Genomic DNA, 17,658 nt, shown 5'->3' on the forward strand with positions numbered 1-17,658 from the left:
TAGTTACATTGTACTTAAGTTTGACATTTTATACCAGAGAGAACGATAATAATAGAAGTACTAAAGGGTTGTTCAGGAGGAGATTTATGTTTACATCTGTTTGGCATACATTACTTGTTGCCACTATTTCTACGTTTCTCGCATTTATGACGATGTTGCCACTTAGTTATTATTTTACAGGCCGAAAATCACGTTTTCAGTTATTAGTGGAGATTTTAATTTTACTTCCGCTTGTTTTACCGCCAACTGTGGTTGGTTTGGTCTTACTGAACGTCCTCGGCCGCAATGACTTTATTGGTGGTGTACTTTGGGATACTTTTGATTTCAGTTTTATTTTTTCCCTTAGTGGCGCTATTGTTGCGACAACGATTATTATTTTACCGATTATGTATCAAGGACTAAAATCCGCATTTTTATCCATTGATCACGAACTTGTATGGGCAGCAGAGACTCTTTCAGCGAATAAAAAACAGATTTTTACTCAAATTATTTTACCGAATTGTTGGCAACCAATTTTAGCTGGCGTTTTGCTTAGTTTTTGCCGGGCGATGGGTGAATTTGGAGCTAGTTTGATGGTAGCGGGTTATATTGAAGGAAAAACCGATACGATTGCTTCCAGTATTTACTTTATGGTGCAACAAGGAGACATGCGCACAGCAATTTATCTCGGGCTAATTAACGTCATTATTGGCGTATTTGCCTTACTTGTGATTCATGTATTGACCGTACGCCAAAGCAATTTAACGAGGGGGATGTAACGATGCTTAAATTACAATTCCATAAAAAACTTCCTTTTCATGATTTAAATATCGATTATACTTTTGAAAAGCCCGTGACCGCGATGATGGGCGCGAGCGGTTCCGGAAAATCCACGTTATTCCAATGTGTCAGTGGTTTGAAGAGCATTGACGGCGGAATTATTGAATTTGACGGAACACCGTGGGATGATTCCAGTATCTCACTACATCTTCCAGTAACCGAGCGAAAAGTAGGCTATTTATTCCAAAACCTCGCTTTGTTTCCAAATATGAACGTTTATGAAAATATCGCTTTCGGCTTAAAAGTGAAGAAGCGGAAGAAAAAAGAACAAGCAGAAATCCAGCAACAAGTCCGGAAAATGAGTGACTATCTGCAAATTTCTCACCTACTCTATTCTTCTGTTCAAAAACTATCCGGTGGCGAAAAACAACGTGTTGCAATGGCGCGAGCAATGATTACTGAGCCAAAATTACTTCTACTAGATGAACCATTCAACGGTTTAGATGAAGAAACGCGTTTAATTTGTATGAAATTAGTTGGTCAAATGGCCAAAGATTTCCATATTCCAGTCATTTTTGTGACACATTATGCCTCGGAAGCAGAAATGATGACTGAAGAAATTTTAGTGATGCGAGATGGACGGCTTGAAAAACGAAAAAGTTAATGTTGGCATCGTCCTAGCTGGTGGTCGTTCTAGCCGATTTGGAGAGCCAAAAGCCTTTTTCCGGGATGAGGCAACTGGGAAAACGTGGGTAGAACTTACGGTGAACAAATTGGCGCCACTCTGTGATACGGTATTTGTATCAGCGAATCAAGCAAATTATCCAAAGCTGGTTGAAATTTTCACGAAACAATCGGCTATTCAAATCGTTCCCGACCTAGCAGCGTTCCGTGAGTTTGGGCCGCTTGGTGGTATTTATGCGGTGATGGATCGCGCACAGGTTTATCAGGAAGCTAATTTTTTGATACTTCCTGTTGATATGCCATTTTTGACTTCAAAAGAAATTGGACGGCTCGCAGTTCATCTCAACCACTTTGCCAAAACTCCGCAAGCAGATCACTATTTGGTTGCGAACATCCCTTTTTCACGCGAAATTTTACATGAATTACTACAAAACGAGCAACATCGGGTGCGGGCTTTACTTGAAAAGTTGCATGCCAAACCATTAGAATTTGAAAATGAAGCCGTATTTAAAAATATAAATCATCAAAATGAACTTTTTTAACCTTTTCTTACCCTTTTCTTTAGTATTATTTGGTAAACTAGAGAAAATCATGAGAAGAGGTTTTTTTATGCACTTTTTCCGCTTACTTTGGGTATTTACTTGGAAGCAGGCACTTTGTTGTATTTTCCCTGGTATTATTTTTATTTCACTTGCACTGACAAAACTGATTGATATTCCCTTTATTGCACGCTATGACTTGCTGTTAATCATTTGTCTTGTAGCACAGATTTTGCTGATAAAGTTTGGACTGGAAACGTGGGATGAGTTAAAAGTAATTATGGTGTTTCATGTTATTGGGCTGGGGCTTGAAATTTATAAAGTACATATGGGTTCGTGGAGTTATCCGGAGCCTGGTTTAATGAAAATTTTCGGCGTACCACTTTATAGTGGATTCATGTATTCAAGCGTGGCGAGTTATATTTGTCAGGCCTGGAAAAGGTTTGATCTTCGTATGACAAACTGGCCAAACATTTGGTTGGTAAGCAGCCTTTGTATCGCCATTTATGCTAATTTTTTCACGCATCATTTTATTCCCGATTTTCGCTGGATTTTAATTATTTTAGTTCTCATTTTGTTCCGAAAAACCTATGTTTATTTTAAAGTTAACGCGACTCAGCTCAAAATGCCATTATCGTTTTCCTTTTTATGTATCGCATTCTTTATTTATCTTGCTGAGAATATCGCTAGTTTTTACGGTGCTTGGGCTTATCCTGACCAGCTTGTTGCTTGGCGCCCAGTACATGTTTCGAAAATCACGAGTTGGTACTTGCTTGTAATTATTAGTATTATTATCGTCGCGCAACTCAAATTCATTAAGCAAAAATTGGAACAGACCGTTGTAACAGCAAAAAACGAGGCCCCTTTAAAATAAGTGGCCTCGTTTTTGTTTTAAATTAATTTTAGATGTTCTAACGCTTTATACACTCCATCTTCATCGACATGGTCCGTCACGTAATCAGCAACTGCTTTCACTTCATCACGACCATTTCCCATTGCAACACCTGTTCCAACAGCTTGAAGCATCGCGATATCGTTCAGCCCATCACCGAATGCATACGTATCTCCCATCGAAAAGCCAAGTTTTTTAATCATTTGTTTAATGCCCTCTGCTTTTGAACCATCTGCTGGACAAACGTCTACCGAAACATCATGCCAGCGCAGGAAACCATATTGTTTAAATTCTTCGCGGTAATAAGCATCATAGGACTCCTCGCAGAAAAGTAAACATTGGAAAATATCGCGACCTTTATAATAATTCGCATCGACTTTAGGATAGTCTCTTTTAATAGAGTTCATTCCTATTGTAACGCGGTCATGGTCAGGCAAGTTTGCACGCATCGAATCTTTTCCAGAAAAAACAATCGGATGTTCATGTTCTGAAGCAACCGTAATTAGTCGCTCTAAAGATTCAGTTGGTAATGGTTTGGCATAAATTTCTTTGCCTTCAAAAATAACATATTGGCCGTTATAGCAAATGTAAGAATTAATATCTAGCTCTTTTCTAATTTCATCAAGCATAAATGGGCCACGACCTGTTGCAATCGCTACATAAACGCCATTTTCTTTCAATTTAGCAATCGCTTGTTTTGCTGATGCGGGAATTTCTTTTGTTTCACCTACAAGCGTGCCATCTACATCAAAAAACACAATTTTACTCATCGATTAAACGCCTCAATCCTCTATCCATTTTTAAATCACTTACTTTAAATTATAGCAGAAAATCCAGATGATAAAAGGGTTGACAAAATTAATTATACTTTCTAGTAGCAATTATCTCGATTTATGGTATATTAGAATGAAGGATATAGATCGGATGAACATTTGTAGAACGACAATGGAACGTGAAAAAAAGTTTATAATTACATCTTTTACTCGGAAATTTGTTTCAAATTCCCAAAATAAAGGTATGCAATTATAACGGATAAGAAATTTAACATACGTGCACAGCTATTTTTATACATTAGTCTGTGGTAATTTTTCTTTGTCTTTTTTATGCCTAATTGTTAGTATCTCGTGCACCCATATCCGCTTGCTACTAAGTCCACAACTGAAAGCAGGCCAATGATTATTGAATAATTATAAGATTTTCGACCAGAAAATCTATTTTTAAAAACTAAACTTAAATTTTAAGGAGAGAAAAACATGATTTTTAAAGTATTTTATCAAGAAACACTGACAGAAACACCAGTACGCGAAAAAACACAATCTCTATACGTAGAAGCGGAAAGCCAAGTAAAAGTACGCCAACTTTTAAAAGATGAGCCTTTCCACATCGAATTTGTTGAAGAAATTAGTGACGCTCACTTAGCTTATGAAAAGGAAAACCCAGACTTCGCGCTCTGGGAAAAATAAGCCTATATGAAATTTGTTAAAAATAATGAGACAGCTGTTTTCGCCCTTGGTGGACTAGGCGAAATCGGTAAAAACACATATGGCGTACAATTTCAAGACGAAATTATTCTAATTGATGCAGGAATCAAGTTCCCAGAAGACGAACTTCTAGGAATTGATTATGTTATTCCTGACTACAGTTACCTAGTTAAAAACAAAGATAAGATTAAAGGACTTTTTATCACCCATGGTCATGAAGATCACATCGGTGGCGTTCCTTACCTACTTCGCGATCTTAATATCCCGATTTACGCTGGGAAACTTGCAAGTGCACTTATCCGCAACAAATTAGAAGAACATGGCTTGCTTCGTCAAACCAAAATTTATGAATATGAAGAAGATGACGTTTTTAAATTCAGAAAAACAAGTATCTCTTTCTTCCGTACAACACATAGTATTCCTGATACGTATGGTATTGTTGTCAAAACTCCATCTGGTAACATCGTTCATACAGGTGACTTCAAGTTTGATTTCACACCAGTTGGCGAACCAGCAAACCTTACAAAAATGGCTGAGATTGGTAAAGAAGGCGTTCTTTGTTTACTATCTGATAGTACAAACGCTGAAGTACCGAATTTCACTATGAGTGAGCGCGTTGTTGGCGAAAGTATTAAAAATATTTTCCGTGATGTAGAAGGCCGAATCATCTTCGCCACTTTTGCATCCAACATCTATCGTTTACAACAAGTAGTTGAATCCTCTATCGAAACTGGCCGTAAAATCGCTGTTTTCGGTCGTAGTATGGAATCTGCTATGGAAATTGGTAAACAATTAGGTTATATTCAAGCACCAAAAGATACCTTTATTGATGTGCATCAGCTTAACAAAACACCCGCTGGAAATGTGACTATCCTTTGTACAGGGAGTCAAGGTGAACCAATGGCGGCTCTTTCTAGAATTGCTAACGGTACTCACCGTCAAATCCAAATTCAACCAGGCGATACGGTAGTCTTCTCGTCTTCTCCAATTCCTGGTAATACAACGAGTGTTAACCGCACAATCAATTTACTTTATCAAGCTGGCGCAGAAGTTATTCACGGTAAAGTGAACAACATCCATACTTCTGGTCACGGTGGTCAACAAGAGCAAAAACTAATGCTACGTTTGATGAAACCTAAATTCTTTATGCCAATTCACGGTGAATTCAGAATGCAGAAAATCCATGCTGAATCTGCTGAAGAATGTGGTGTTCCAGAAGAAAATAGCTTCATTATGGCGAATGGTGATGTGCTTGCTTTAACGAGTGAAACAGCCCATGTTGCAGGTAAAATCCATGCGGCAAGCGTCTATATTGACGGTAGCGGCATTGGTGATATCGGTAATATTGTCCTTCGCGATCGTCGCATTCTTTCCGAAGAAGGCCTCGTAATCGTCGTTGTATCTATTGATATGAAAAACTCTCGTGTGATGGCGGGACCTGATATTATTTCACGTGGGTTCATCTATATGCGTGAATCCGGTAATCTAATCGGAGAAGCTCAAGGCCTCCTAACACGCCACCTAAACAAAGTAATGGAACAAAAAACAACGCAATGGTCTGAAATTAAGAACGAAATTACAGATACGTTGCAACCTTTCTTGTATGAAAAAACAAAACGACGCCCAATGATTTTACCAATAATCATGGAAGTATAGTTTCAAAAGCGGTAAATGGTTTCAACATCATTTATCGTTTTTTGTTGATTTCTTGCAAAGACGATGGTATGTTTAAACAAACAAAATAGAAAGACGAGGAAAATTTTATGACAGAAACTAGGACTGAAAAGAAGCAAAAAACAACGTCCACTTTTACTAAAGTTATGAAAATTGCTAGTGTAACCCTTTTAGGAATTATCTTTTTCTCAATAACAGGATTAGCAGCGAAGTACTACATCACCGTTCAAAATACCTTTTCAAAAATAAATGTACCATTAGAATCAAGTAATAAAACAGCAAGTGACTTAGAAAAGAAAAAACCATTTTCTGTATTGTTAATGGGCTCAGATGCTCGGCCTGGTGAAACAAATGGTCGTGCCGATACAATTATTCTTGCCACTGCAAATAAACAACAAAATTCCGTAGAGATGGTCAGTATCCCCCGTGATACAAAAGTAGACTATGGAAATGGCGATATTGGTAAAATTAATGCTTCCTATTCCAAAGGTGGCCCCTCAGGAACCGTCTCAGCCGTTGAAAAACTTATGCCAGGAGTTCCTGTAGATTATTTCATTTCAATCAATATGGAGGGCTTTAAGGACCTTGTAGACGCAGTTGGCGGTATTACTGTTACTAATGATATCGATTTAACGGTCGTAAACAGCAAATTTGTCAAAGGTGATATTACCTTAAATGGCACGGATGCTTTGCAATATGTTCGTATTCGTCATGAAGATCCGCGCGGTGATTTTGGTCGCCAAGATAGACAACGTGATGTTATTATCGGTATTGCGAATAAAGTCGTAAGCTCCTCTGGTGTTTCTAATTTTGAAAGCATTATGAAAGCTGTTGGTGATAATTTCCAAACGAATATGACACTAACCGACATTACAACAATGGCAACAAATTATTCTTCCGTACTAAAAAATGTAGATTCCCAAGAGCTTAAAGGTGAAGGGGAAATGATTTATAGCGAGTCTTACGGGTTTAACTTGTATTACTTTGCACCTGAACAAACTGATTTAGAACGCGTGATTTCCATGTTTAAAAAGAGCTTAGATATTACTGAATAAAAATAAAGATGACTGAAGCTAATGAAAGCCTCAGTCATCTTTTTATTTATGTTTGGTAATTAGTGCATCCATCTCGGTAATTACTTTTGCACAAGCCTGTTGATGGTAGGAAAACACTACTTCATAATCAGGTTCCGTCTCTTTTTCTAGCGTTACATGATATAAAATTTCAATATTATTAATCGCCTGCTCAACTAATCTTGTAAAATGGAGCATCGGCTCGTCGGTTGTTAAACTCGGGACAAAACTGCTATCTGTTACAATTTGTTCGCGTGTTTTTCTTAAATCTATCAATTGTTTCCATAGCGCTTTTATTTTCGGAGCTAGCTCTTTGGCATCTTCTGTATTGATATCGATTGCTTTTATTCGCTCAAGCACTTCTTTTTCTTGAGAAATAAATACTTGATTCAATTTTTTGTTTTTCTTGCGTGGATACAACGCGTAAACAAGGAACCCGATAGCTAAACCAATCATCGTATCAAAAAGTCTATCTCGTAAAAACACAATAGGTTCCCCGTCCCCTTTTCCGACAAGAACCATCACCGTAATAACGACAATAACCATCGTGAATTTCTTCGTAAATAGGTAACTTAACATGACCGCGAGTGCTGCGCCAATCGGAATCATAATATAGTGGTGATTCGGCACGAGTAAATAGACAAATGCCGCAAGTAATCCCCCTACAATAGTTCCGATAATCCGCTCGATACTTGATTTATACGTCTCGCCCTTACTCATTTGAGCCGTAATATAAATAGCATTAAATACGTATGTTGGGTAGACAATCCAATCACCCATAATCGGGAAAAGTATCACCGCAATCGTAATACTAATTAATACTTTAGCAACCCGAGGATCAAGAGCGAAACGTTCTCTCATAGAAATCTTCTTCATTTCTTCTCGCCCCCTTCAGCTAATTCTGCCATTCCAACTTTAACAGCTAAAAAGTTCTCGACAAATTTTTTCACATGAAATGAGGCTACTGGATCGACTTCTTTTGCACTTATTTCAGCAGAAACTTCTACATTAATCTTGGCAAGCGCCTGTTTTGCTTCTTCTGATAAACCTGCTCTGCCAATGTCTTCCATCGTTTGCATATGGAAGAAGAGTTGCAAATAATTTGGTAGTAACGATTGATACAGTTCCACATGACGCGGATTCGCTTTTTTACTGGCGCTATATTCTTTAATAAACATTTGCGATTGAACAAAAATGCTATACAACGGTTTTGTTATAAATTTACCATTGTTTTTAAATACACTTTCAATTTCCTTATCAAAAAGGCCTACCAATTGTTTCATGATGGTTTGAACGGTCTTTTCTAGTGGCAAATGGACATATTTGACGACAAGTTGAACGAGTAAAAAGAACACGAACACATCAATTAACGCCACAATTACCATTACATAAAGTGGCATTGGCAAATCGTCCGTTCCAAGGAAATAAAGCGCGGTCCCAATTGCAAGTGTCATCACCATGTATTTTTGCGGCATCATAAAATTCACTGCTAAAATAACAACGATCATCACAATATAATAAATATACACATTAATTGGGAAAAAATAAGTACTTATAATTACAAACAAACACGCTAATGTGAATGCTAGTGCAATTTGGGGAATGACTTTTCTTGTAATTCCGTATGTAGGTTGCATGGAAATAATCCCTATTAGTACGACTATAGGCAATACTCCGGCCAAATCGGGGAAAATAACTGTATGGACAACCACACAAATACTCGCATAAATAAATGCTTGTAACATTTGAATAAGTCCGCGAGCGCCGATTTTATCAAGCAAAAATTTCTTCATCTATTCTCTCCCCCTGTCCCTTTAAGTGAAGCTATGTAACTATCATAGAAAATAACTGGCTAGATAGCAAGCAGTAATGCGTAAACAAGTAAAAAACCTAAGCATATAATCGACATGGCTACATATCTTTTTATATTGCGTAGGCTTTATTTTTATTGAATTTTTTCTTGTAGTCGTTCAATATCATCATCTGAACCGATAACAATGAGGATATCTCCTTCGTGGAGAACATCATTTGCTTCAGGAGTAATAATCATTTGCTTATCTTTTTTAATGCCGACAATATTCACGCCGAAAGAATTACGGAAATCTAGATCAACCAAACTTTTTCCTAGGAAGCGCGGATCAGATACTGAAATCTCGACAAGACTATATTCATCAGAAAGTTCCAGATAATCAAGCATATTTTTCGATACGATATAATGGGCAATCCGACGTCCCATATCCCGCTCAGGATGGACAACGCGGTCAGCTCCAATTTTATCGAGTAATTTGGCATGCTTATCGTTCGTTGCTTTTGCCGTTACGTATTTTACGCCCATTTCTTTTAAAATTAGCGTTGTTAAAATACTCGACTGAATATCTTCACCAATGGCAACGATAACGTGTTCAAAGTTCCGAATACCTAATTGACGAAGCGCATTTTCATCTGTGGAATTGGCGATAACTGCATGGGTCGCAATCGACATATATTCATTTACTCGTTCTTCATCTGAATCAATCGCAAGTACTTCCATTCCTTGCTCGACTAATGAACGACAAATACTTCCACCAAATCGCCCAAGACCGATGACTGCAAATCCTTCTTTCATGTGTACGTTACCTCCTGGCTACTTTTTTTCTACTAAGTCGTGTTTAAATGCATAGATGGCTGCTTGCGTGCGATCTTGTACATCTAATTTTGATAAAATGTTACTTACATGTGTTTTAACCGTTTTTAATGTAATGAAAAGTTCATCGGCAATTTCTTGGTTAGATTTACCTTCCGCGATTAAAAGCAAGATTTCATTTTCACGATTCGTTAAATCATCGTGTAAGTTTTTTTCTGGTTTAGCAGTTAATCTTTGCATCATTTTACCAGTTACTTCTGGCTCAAGTACAGAGTCACCGCCGTATGTAGCACGAATCGCATCAGCAATTTCGCTTGCTGTGGATGTTTTTAGCATATAGCTGCTTGCCCCGGCTTCTAGCGCTGGATATACTTTTTCATCATCAATAAAGCTTGTGACGATAATGATTTTTGCTTCTTTCCAGTTTTGCATAATTTCTTTTGTGGCTTCGATGCCGTCCATTTCATCCATAACTAAATCCATTAAAATGATATCTGGGCGTAATTCTAAAGCCATATCAGCGCCTTCACGTCCGTTTTCTGCCTCGCCAACAACTTCCATGTCATCTTGCACAGAAAGATAAGCTGAAACACCTATACGTACCATTTCATGATCATCTACAAGTAATACTTTTATCATTCGCTTTCCACGTCCTTTTTCGCAACAAGTGGGATTTTTATTTCTACGCTAGTTCCTCTTCCTGGGAAACTAATTATTTTGATGGTGCCGCCAAATTCGGCAACTCTTTCACGCATATTTTGTAAGCCATATGAACCTTGACGAACATTATCCATATCAAAGCCAACGCCATCATCAACTACTTTCATGACAGCTAAATTGTCCATTGTTACTAAGCGTACTTCTAATAATTTTGCTTTGGAATGGCGCAAAGTATTGGATAGTAGCTCTTGAACGATACGGAATAAATGATCTTCAATGCCTTTTTGCAAATTAATATCTTCAATTTGCCATTCGACTTCGATAGGCAATTTGGTTGTTAATTCTTTTAATAATTGTTCAATACCAGTTTTAAGCGACTTACCTTCAAGTTGTGTTGGACGTAGATGTAGTAATAACGCGCGCATCTCAGATTGGGATTCATTGACGATTGATTCTACCATTTTCAATTGTTTTTGCATGGCTGGTGTGGCGCTTTTTTCACTTTGTTCATTCAAAGCTGATAAAAGCATCATCGCTGCAAAAAGTTGCTGGCTCACCGAATCATGTAATTCCCGAGCAATCCGGTGCCGCTCTTCTGACAAAATGGCTTCTTTTGTTTGGCCCGTTGATTCCGCGCGGTCGCTTGCAAGTTTTTGTGTCAAAATCGTTTGTGCTTTCATTTTATCACGTAAGCGGTCGATTTGCTTGTATACTTGCTGTACTTCTAAAAAGTTTTCATCTTCTTCACTCGTAATCTTTTTCTCCAAATCGCCTTGTCCGAGCAACCGAATCGAGAAGTCAATTGATTCAAACTTTTGCTTCACGAAATAGCCAAGTAAGCCACCGATGATTAAACCAACCGAAATGGCTGTCAGCGGAACAAAGACGACAAACGGAATGTAAAAGATTTTTTGTTCAATTAAAATTTTATACCAAGAGCCTTCACTAAAAAAATAGTAACCGACTGTGCCGATAGCTGTTGCAACAAGTAATAAACCGGAGCAAACAACCATCATTAGTTTCGAAAAGCTCATAGCCTAATCACCTCTAAATCTCCGAAGATTACAGAAGTCATGATTTTCACTTTTCGTGCCGAACTTTCGTAATTATCCGAGTAAACCTTGATGCTATTATTTTGAATAGAAGTGCTTTCTTTATCATATTGAATGTTTCCAAAAATTGCGGAATGTTCGATGCAAATGCCAATATCAAATGGAACGAGAATCCGAATTTTCCCTGACACACTACGAATCATAATGACACTTTCGCCGGTTGGAAGAACTGTATTTCCTAAATCGAGAATCGTGTCACCAATTCCTGTTTGGATATTGATATCATCCCATTCGTACACTACATCAAGTATACGCTGGTTACCGAACCATTGATTGCGAATAAATTTATCTGTGCGGTCAATCTTGCTGTCTGGTTCTCTAGTTTTAAGCATTAATAATTGAGGTGCCCGCTTTCGACTAATATAGTGAATGATCGCATAAATCCCCGCAACAACAAGTCCTACTTTAAAAGTGGTTGTAAGTAACACGGCGATAATGATAAATACGATACCAATAAACAATGAGTTTCTCGCACTTTTCTTCGTTGCGCTTGCCTTTCTTGATGTAAAGATGAAAAATATCCCGAGTGCAAACAAAATAAGTAGCTCCCACTGGAATAACATTTCTAGTCCTACACCAACAATAATCGCAATTAAAAATACAAAAACAACCGAGCTTTCCATTTTTTTCAAGCTGACACACCTCCTTGCGTTCATCTTTTGACAAAGTTATTTCTCGATTTTTGCTACTTTGTACATGCTGTGTTTATTATAGCGATGATTTGCTTATGGAAACAAACCGCGCTAGTTGGAACATGCCCTACTACTTTAGTCGGATGTTTCTTCGGTGATTTTCGTCGTCACGCCATCTTCTTGTGTGATGCGTCTTGCTTTTAAAAGTGTGCCAATTGCACGCTTGAATTGTGCTTTACTTATACCAAATTTTGCACGAATAGCATCTGGATCGGATTTATCACCAAATGGCATTTCTCCGCCAACGCTTCGTAAATACGTTAAAATCATTTCCGCGTCATCATTCAATACTTCATGCGATCTGCCACGAAGAGATAAGTTTAATGAGCCGTCTGGTTTTACAGCGATAACACGTGCCTTCACGCGCTCACCCATTCGCGGTTCAGAAGTTCGTTCGCTTTCATGAATAAAACCAATATGGAAATCATCTGTAAATACAAATGAACCTATTTTTAATAAACGATAGATGGTACCTTCGACATTTTGGTTAAATAAATCTTGTTCTGCTCGAACGGCAATTGCGCGGAATTGTTCTTCTTCTGCGAGAACTCCCCAAACGCGATTTTCTTCATCCACGCGCAGTGCAATCATCACACGGTCTTCTTTTTTAGGCCATAAATGCAGTAGTGCTGGTAGGTCGTCTAATGATACAACGACGTCTTTTTCAATGCCGATATCGACAAAAACGCCTAGATGTTTACGGACTTCTGTTACTGTTCCCCAGCCATAATGTCCTACTTGAATTTTTGGAATAATCGTTGTTGCTGCGATTTCGCGGTCATAGTCCACAAAAATAAATACGGTTACTTCCGCACCAACAGCAAGTTCCGTTTCATGTGTATTTGATTTAGATAAAAAAACAGTTACTTCGTCTTTTTCAAGAAGCCAACCTGTTTCTCGGATTTCTTTTACTGTCATTACTTGGCTTTTGCCAATATAGTTATTCACTTTTTTTCCACCTTTTCATTAAGAATAGTCTTGTTTCATTATAGCGTATCTAAGCTTGTAAGGCTACCTGCTACGTAGAATCATTGCTTGTTTATTTGTTGTTGTAATGTAGCGATTTTTTCTTTTAAAATCTCTTTCGAAAAATCACTGGCTTCTCTTGCAGCACTTCCAACGTGGTAGTCAGTATGGTTCAGTGTTGATTGGAAGGTCGCGATGTTTTCTGGTTTGACGCCACTTCCAACTAGAATTTGGAAGGAATCTGGTTTTTTTTGGCTATCCTCGATCCAGCGTTTTAGGCGCGGCAGCGAATCCAGTGCGCTAGCTGTGCCGCCAGAAGTGAGTAATTGGTTAATGTCTTTTCCATATGTACGCAAAACTTGGTAACTAGCTTCGATATCTTTGGTTGCTTCCAGTGCCCGGTGAAAAGTAAGGTCTAAATCGCCTTTCCATTCAATTACTTTTTCAAGAAGGGCTTGATCGATATCGCCGTCTGCTGTGATGCCGCCGTAAACAATTCCCTTTACGCCAACTTCTTTTGCAAGCTCAATATCGCGTTCCATTACTATTCTCGCTGGCTCATCATAGACAAAAGAAAAACTATGCGGGCGAATCATCATCATTGCTGGTAAATTGGAAGCTCCAACGATTTCCTTAATCGCTCCATAACTCGGAGTTAGGCCACCTTCACTTATTGCCGAAACTACTTCCATTCTATTTGCACCATATTTTTCAGCTAAGTAAGCATCTCTTGGATTTTGAACTATCACTTCTAACATATTATTCCGCTCCTTTTAATTACTAATTACCTTCATTCTACCCTTTTAACACGTAAATGAATACTAAAAAATCCATGAAAAGGAAATTACCCTTTCACGGATTTTTTCGTTCGATTATTTTAAATTAGTTGTCAATACTTCGGTTTTCCCGGCTTCTGCTTTTGTTACGTCATGGAAATCAAAATCGTATTTACCTTCTGAACTATTTGTTATAACCATTGGTACGACCGTACTTGCGGCATTTTTTTCGATGAAATCAAAGTCTGCTTCCACAATCGGGTCGCCTACTTTTACTTTATCACCGACACTTACTAAAACGTTGAAGCCTTCACCGTTTAGAGATACAGTTTCTAAGCCAATATGTACAAGAATTTCTTGCCCCATATCAGTACGAATTCCAAAAGCATGTTTTGTTTCTGCGAGTTGAATAATTTTTCCATCTACGGGAGCAACAATTGTGCCTGTTTCCGGCTTAATTGCAATGCCTTCCCCCATCATTTTTTGATTAAAAACTGGATCTGGAACATCCTCTAACGCAATAACTTGTCCAGTTACATGCGCGAATACTACTTCTTGTTTTGTCTTTTTTAGAAATTTTTTAAACATTCATCTTCCTCCTAGCAATTTCATAGATCAACTATTATTTTACCCTTATAGAGAAAAAAAGGCACGGAGAAAGTATCAAGTAAGACTTGAACTTCTTCGTGTCTTTTCAAAAGTTTATTTGCTTGTTTTCAAATCTTCAATGGAATTAATGTTTGTCATGTATTTTGGTACCGCGAGGCCAATTTTTGCACCTTTTAAGTTCGGTCCTAAATCTTCAAACTTCCCTTTGTAATCTTTGTAGTAAATTCCGGAAGTGTTTGGAAGCCATGCTGCGACCATTCCATCTGCTGCGTCCGTTGCTACAGAAGCCCACATTGGTTGAATTTCCATTGCTTGAATCGTTGGTTTGTAGCCAACTTGTTTTAATGCTTCTGCGACAACGTTTGTGGAGGCAATTTCAGAATCCCAAGCTACATAAGTTAACTTGATTTCATCGCCATCTACTTTTTCAACGCCATCTGTCCATTTGGCAACTTTTTCAGGATTGTTTTTAATCCATTTTTTGGCTGCTTCTTCTGGGTCAACGCCGTCATTAACTTCGAGCATTACTTCCGACATATCCTCAGCAGTCCAGAAGAAATTATCTAACACTTGGTACGCGGAAGGTTTATCTTCTTTTAAGCCTTTACGTACAATTGTGTGGATATTTTCTGCGTTACCAAAGACATTTTTCGGATCATCTAAAAATTTCAAATCAAATTTTGTAAACATCCAGTGCGGTGTCCAACCAGTAACAACAATCGGGCGCTTATCTTTCATCGCTTTTTGAAGTGTACTAGTCATTGCAGCAGTGGAACTTGTTTGTAACTGCCAATTATCGTCATCTAAATGGTAATCTTTAATCGCATTTTGTGTTGCAAGCATGATTCCTGCCCCTGCATCAATTCCAGTGATTGTATAATTGATTTGTTCGCCTAAATCTTTTTTCGCATCATAAGGAGCAAGTGTTGTCCCGCAGGCTGCTAAAGTGAAAATAAGCATAGCCAAAACTGCGGTGGTGATTAATTTTTTTAGCAATCTACTCTCCTCCTTATTCCGATTTCGCTTTTTTGTTGAATGCTTGTGTTAGACGGTCTAGGATGATTGCTACGATAACAATCGCAATCCCAGCCACAAATCCGCCACCAGCGTCATTACGTCCTACTGCAAAGTAAACGCGTGTTCCAAGTCCCATCGCACCGATCATCGAAGCAATTACGACCATGGAAAGTGCTAACATGATACTTTGGTTAATCCCAGCCATCATAGTCGATTTCGCCATCGGCAGCTGTACTTTCCAAAGTTTTTGCCAAGGTGTTGAACCAAACGAATCTGCTGCTTCAACTAGCTCTGTCGAAACTTGGCGAATACCTAGGTTAGTCATCCGAACAGTTGGAGGCATTGCGAAAATTACAGAAGCAACAACCCCCGGAACCATCCCAATCCCGAAAAATGCTACAGCTGGAATTAAGTAAACAAAAGCTGGCATAGTTTGCATAAAGTCGAGTACCGGTTTAAAGATACTTTCGACGATATTGCTTTTCGCCATCCAAATACCAAGGGGAACCCCAATAACAAGAGCGATTAAACTACTTGTCAGTACGAGCGTCAATGTTTGCGTCATATCGCGCCAGAAGTCTAAGTTCCAAATTAAAAGTAAACCGACAACTTCAAAAGTAATTAAACCCCATTTTTTGCCTTTACGGTTTACCCAGAATGTTCCAAGTACGAGTAAAATAATAAATAACCACGGTGGAACTAAGTCAAACACCCATTGGAATGCGTCAACAATCCCGCCAATGATATTGGTAATTACATTAAAAAATCCTTCAAATTGCGTTAAGCCATCCACTAATTTGTCAATCCAACTAGCTAATGGAATCGTTGGAATATTAGGCATTAACGTTCACCTCGTTTCCAGAAAGTGCGGCCAGAACGGATCCGCGAATGATAATTCCTTTTAATTTTCCATCTTCTGTTACAGCTATTGGAATCGTTGTTGTCGAGATAGTATCCATGATTTCTGCCAGTGGAGTATCTAGGCCAGTTGTTGGCACATCACGATGCAAAGCAGTTTCTAGTGAAGTAATATTTTCTTTTACAAGTTTAGATACTTCAGCTGCATGGACGATTCCGACTAACTCACGATTACGTTTTACGACAAATACACTGGAAGTTCCAGCTTCACGCATCCGTTTAAGCGCAACACGAGGACCATCTTTTTCAAAATTAACGATTTCTGGACGAATCATTACGTTGCTCGCTGTATAGACTTTGGAACGGTCTACATCTTCAATGAATTTTTCAACATATTCATTTGCCGGATGTGCCAGAATTTCTTCCGGAGAACCAGTTTGAACAACGGAACCATCACGCATAATCATAATGTGGTCGCCAATACGAAGCGCCTCATCCAAATCATGGGTAATAAAGATAATCGTTTTTTTCATTTTATCTTGTAAATCGAGCAATTGATCTTGCATATCTTTTCGGTTCAGCGGGTCAAGTGCGGAGAAAGCTTCATCCATCAGTAAAATGTCCGGATTGTTCGCAAGTGCTCTCGCAAGACCTACACGTTGCTGCATCCCACCAGAAAGTTGCGAAGGATATTGATCACCGTAACCAGCTAAACCAACTAATGCCAATGATTCTGCTGCATTTTTCTCGCGTTCTTCTTTGTCCATTCCTTGAATTTCAAGGCCGTATTCCACATTGCGGTTAATTGTTCTATTCGGAAATAAACCAAAGTTTTGGAAGACCATACTCATGCTTTTTCTTCTAACTTCCAAAAGTTCTTTTTTATTTAGACTAGATAGTTCTTTTCCGTCAAGCCAAATTTTTCCGCTCGTAGGCTCAATTAGACGGTTCAAAAGTCGTACCAAAGTCGACTTCCCACTACCAGAAAGCCCCATTATAACGAAAATTTCGCCTTCTTCTACGCTAAAAGATGCTTTATTAACACCAATTGTCGCGCCTGTTTCTTTCAAAATATCTGTTTTCGATTTTCCCTGAGAAAGTAAAGAAGATGCTTTGGAAGCCTTTTTTCCGAAAATCTTCGTTAGCTCTTCTACTTTAATCTTACTCAAAATAAAATCCCCTTTCTTTTTTTAGATTGAATTATTTACTAGGCAAAAATTCGGCCCATATCACTTTTAAAAAA

At 38.3% G+C, this 17,658-nt stretch carries 20 protein-coding genes; 7 read left to right on the forward strand and 13 right to left on the reverse strand.

Translation table 11 applies throughout. From position 1 onward, the window contains the following. Positions 1-86 precede the first annotated feature (86 nt). The 4 genes from HCJ55_RS03635 to HCJ55_RS03650 all read left to right on the forward strand — a co-directional run bounded on the left by HCJ55_RS03635 (position 87) and on the right by HCJ55_RS03650 (position 2,856). A complete protein-coding gene (locus HCJ55_RS03635; RefSeq protein WP_008947412.1) occupies positions 87-758 on the forward strand; it encodes a molybdate ABC transporter permease subunit in 672 nt (223 codons plus the stop codon). Positions 759-760: 2 nt separating this feature from the next. After that, positions 761-1,423 carry an ATP-binding cassette domain-containing protein gene (locus HCJ55_RS03640; protein WP_008947411.1) on the forward strand — a complete coding sequence of 221 codons (663 nt, stop codon included), beginning with the start codon at positions 761-763 and terminating at the stop codon, positions 1,421-1,423. After that, positions 1,404-1,985, forward strand: coding sequence for a molybdenum cofactor guanylyltransferase (locus tag HCJ55_RS03645; protein ID WP_185517101.1), 582 nt, complete (start codon positions 1,404-1,406; stop codon positions 1,983-1,985). The genes HCJ55_RS03640 and HCJ55_RS03645 overlap by 20 nt, the downstream gene beginning before the upstream one ends. A gap of 67 nt (positions 1,986-2,052) precedes the next feature. Beyond that, on the forward strand, positions 2,053-2,856 hold the full coding sequence (locus HCJ55_RS03650; protein WP_185506384.1) for a DUF817 domain-containing protein: 804 nt from the start codon (positions 2,053-2,055) through the stop codon (positions 2,854-2,856). Between the two features lie 17 nt (positions 2,857-2,873). Here HCJ55_RS03650 and HCJ55_RS03655 read toward each other — a convergent pair whose 3' ends face one another. Then, entirely contained in the window at positions 2,874-3,644 is a 771-nt protein-coding gene (locus HCJ55_RS03655) for a Cof-type HAD-IIB family hydrolase (protein WP_008947408.1), read from the reverse strand. A 483-nt stretch (positions 3,645-4,127) separates the two neighbouring features. Here HCJ55_RS03655 and HCJ55_RS03660 point away from each other — a divergent pair, with 483 nt between their 5' ends. The 3 genes from HCJ55_RS03660 (at position 4,128) to HCJ55_RS03670 (ending at position 7,084) form a co-directional block, all read left to right on the forward strand. Next, a complete protein-coding gene (locus HCJ55_RS03660; protein ID WP_008947407.1) occupies positions 4,128-4,337 on the forward strand; it encodes a DNA-dependent RNA polymerase subunit epsilon in 210 nt (69 codons plus the stop codon). 6 nt (positions 4,338-4,343) lie between these two features. After that, positions 4,344-6,011 (forward strand): ribonuclease J1, encoded by a 1,668-nt coding sequence (gene rnjA / locus HCJ55_RS03665; protein ID WP_003722651.1) that lies wholly within the window; start codon positions 4,344-4,346, stop codon positions 6,009-6,011. Between the two features lie 107 nt (positions 6,012-6,118). Further along, the gene (locus HCJ55_RS03670) at positions 6,119-7,084 is read left to right on the forward strand and encodes an LCP family glycopolymer transferase (protein WP_185502547.1); all 966 of its coding nucleotides are present in this window, start codon (positions 6,119-6,121) and stop codon (positions 7,082-7,084) included. Between the two features lie 42 nt (positions 7,085-7,126). On the opposite strand, the gene HCJ55_RS03675 is transcribed toward HCJ55_RS03670, so the two are convergent. From HCJ55_RS03675 to HCJ55_RS03730, 12 genes are all read right to left on the reverse strand, one after another. Further along, entirely contained in the window at positions 7,127-7,978 is an 852-nt protein-coding gene (locus tag HCJ55_RS03675) for an FUSC family protein (protein ID WP_185502546.1), read from the reverse strand. Then, positions 7,975-8,895, reverse strand: a complete 921-nt coding sequence (locus tag HCJ55_RS03680) for a hypothetical protein (RefSeq protein WP_185517103.1) — start codon at positions 8,893-8,895, stop codon at positions 7,975-7,977. Before HCJ55_RS03680 ends, HCJ55_RS03675 begins: the two co-directional genes overlap by 4 nt. Positions 8,896-9,047: 152 nt before the next feature. Beyond that, positions 9,048-9,707, reverse strand: coding sequence for a potassium channel family protein (locus HCJ55_RS03685; protein WP_003719245.1), 660 nt, complete (start codon positions 9,705-9,707; stop codon positions 9,048-9,050). Positions 9,708-9,725: 18 nt separating this feature from the next. Further along, entirely contained in the window at positions 9,726-10,364 is a 639-nt protein-coding gene (locus tag HCJ55_RS03690) for a response regulator (RefSeq protein WP_003722886.1), read from the reverse strand. Next, positions 10,361-11,419 (reverse strand): sensor histidine kinase, encoded by a 1,059-nt coding sequence (locus HCJ55_RS03695; protein ID WP_185391063.1) that lies wholly within the window; start codon positions 11,417-11,419, stop codon positions 10,361-10,363. The genes HCJ55_RS03690 and HCJ55_RS03695 overlap by 4 nt, the downstream gene beginning before the upstream one ends. After that, complete coding sequence (gene liaF, locus HCJ55_RS03700; protein ID WP_003734006.1) at positions 11,416-12,129, reverse strand: cell wall-active antibiotics response protein LiaF; 714 nt, start codon at positions 12,127-12,129, stop codon at positions 11,416-11,418. Before liaF ends, HCJ55_RS03695 begins: the two co-directional genes overlap by 4 nt. Positions 12,130-12,264: 135 nt before the next feature. Further along, positions 12,265-13,137, reverse strand: a complete 873-nt coding sequence (locus tag HCJ55_RS03705; protein ID WP_185517105.1) for a CvfB family protein — start codon at positions 13,135-13,137, stop codon at positions 12,265-12,267. 80 nt (positions 13,138-13,217) lie between these two features. After that, a complete protein-coding gene (locus HCJ55_RS03710; protein ID WP_185517107.1) occupies positions 13,218-13,913 on the reverse strand; it encodes a copper homeostasis protein CutC in 696 nt (231 codons plus the stop codon). A gap of 114 nt (positions 13,914-14,027) precedes the next feature. Then, positions 14,028-14,519, reverse strand: a complete 492-nt coding sequence (locus HCJ55_RS03715) for a PTS sugar transporter subunit IIA (RefSeq protein WP_185502542.1) — start codon at positions 14,517-14,519, stop codon at positions 14,028-14,030. A gap of 114 nt (positions 14,520-14,633) precedes the next feature. Further along, the gene (locus HCJ55_RS03720) at positions 14,634-15,536 is read right to left on the reverse strand and encodes a glycine betaine ABC transporter substrate-binding protein (RefSeq protein ID WP_185502541.1); all 903 of its coding nucleotides are present in this window, start codon (positions 15,534-15,536) and stop codon (positions 14,634-14,636) included. 13 nt (positions 15,537-15,549) lie between these two features. Further along, positions 15,550-16,398 (reverse strand): ABC transporter permease, encoded by an 849-nt coding sequence (locus HCJ55_RS03725; protein WP_008947397.1) that lies wholly within the window; start codon positions 16,396-16,398, stop codon positions 15,550-15,552. After that, positions 16,391-17,584, reverse strand: coding sequence for a quaternary amine ABC transporter ATP-binding protein (locus tag HCJ55_RS03730; protein ID WP_003722878.1), 1,194 nt, complete (start codon positions 17,582-17,584; stop codon positions 16,391-16,393). The genes HCJ55_RS03725 and HCJ55_RS03730 overlap by 8 nt, the downstream gene beginning before the upstream one ends. Between the last annotated feature and the right edge of the window lie 74 nt (positions 17,585-17,658).

The organism is Listeria marthii, from assembly GCF_014227425.1.
Classification (GTDB): Bacteria; Bacillota; Bacilli; order Lactobacillales; family Listeriaceae; genus Listeria; species Listeria marthii.

Excerpts from the sequence above, each read along its gene's own strand:
- HCJ55_RS03660 (WP_008947407.1), top strand. The coding sequence starts at position 4,128 with ATGATTTTTAAAGTATTTTATCAAGAAACACTGACAGAAACACCAGTA.
- HCJ55_RS03640 (WP_008947411.1), top strand. The coding sequence starts at position 761 with ATGCTTAAATTACAATTCCATAAAAAACTTCCTTTTCATGATTTAAAT.
- HCJ55_RS03710 (WP_185517107.1), bottom strand. The coding sequence starts at position 13,913 with ATGTTAGAAGTGATAGTTCAAAATCCAAGAGATGCTTACTTAGCTGAA.
- HCJ55_RS03675 (WP_185502546.1), bottom strand. The coding sequence starts at position 7,978 with ATGAAGAAGATTTCTATGAGAGAACGTTTCGCTCTTGATCCTCGGGTT.
- HCJ55_RS03670 (WP_185502547.1), top strand. The coding sequence starts at position 6,119 with ATGACAGAAACTAGGACTGAAAAGAAGCAAAAAACAACGTCCACTTTT.
- HCJ55_RS03690 (WP_003722886.1), bottom strand. The coding sequence starts at position 10,364 with ATGATAAAAGTATTACTTGTAGATGATCATGAAATGGTACGTATAGGT.
- HCJ55_RS03680 (WP_185517103.1), bottom strand. The coding sequence starts at position 8,895 with ATGAAGAAATTTTTGCTTGATAAAATCGGCGCTCGCGGACTTATTCAA.
- rnjA (WP_003722651.1), top strand. The coding sequence starts at position 4,344 with ATGAAATTTGTTAAAAATAATGAGACAGCTGTTTTCGCCCTTGGTGGA.
- HCJ55_RS03695 (WP_185391063.1), bottom strand. The coding sequence starts at position 11,419 with ATGAGCTTTTCGAAACTAATGATGGTTGTTTGCTCCGGTTTATTACTT.
- HCJ55_RS03725 (WP_008947397.1), bottom strand. The coding sequence starts at position 16,398 with ATGCCTAATATTCCAACGATTCCATTAGCTAGTTGGATTGACAAATTA.
- HCJ55_RS03685 (WP_003719245.1), bottom strand. The coding sequence starts at position 9,707 with ATGAAAGAAGGATTTGCAGTCATCGGTCTTGGGCGATTTGGTGGAAGT.
- HCJ55_RS03655 (WP_008947408.1), bottom strand. The coding sequence starts at position 3,644 with ATGAGTAAAATTGTGTTTTTTGATGTAGATGGCACGCTTGTAGGTGAA.
- HCJ55_RS03715 (WP_185502542.1), bottom strand. The coding sequence starts at position 14,519 with ATGTTTAAAAAATTTCTAAAAAAGACAAAACAAGAAGTAGTATTCGCG.
- HCJ55_RS03635 (WP_008947412.1), top strand. The coding sequence starts at position 87 with ATGTTTACATCTGTTTGGCATACATTACTTGTTGCCACTATTTCTACG.
- HCJ55_RS03650 (WP_185506384.1), top strand. The coding sequence starts at position 2,053 with ATGCACTTTTTCCGCTTACTTTGGGTATTTACTTGGAAGCAGGCACTT.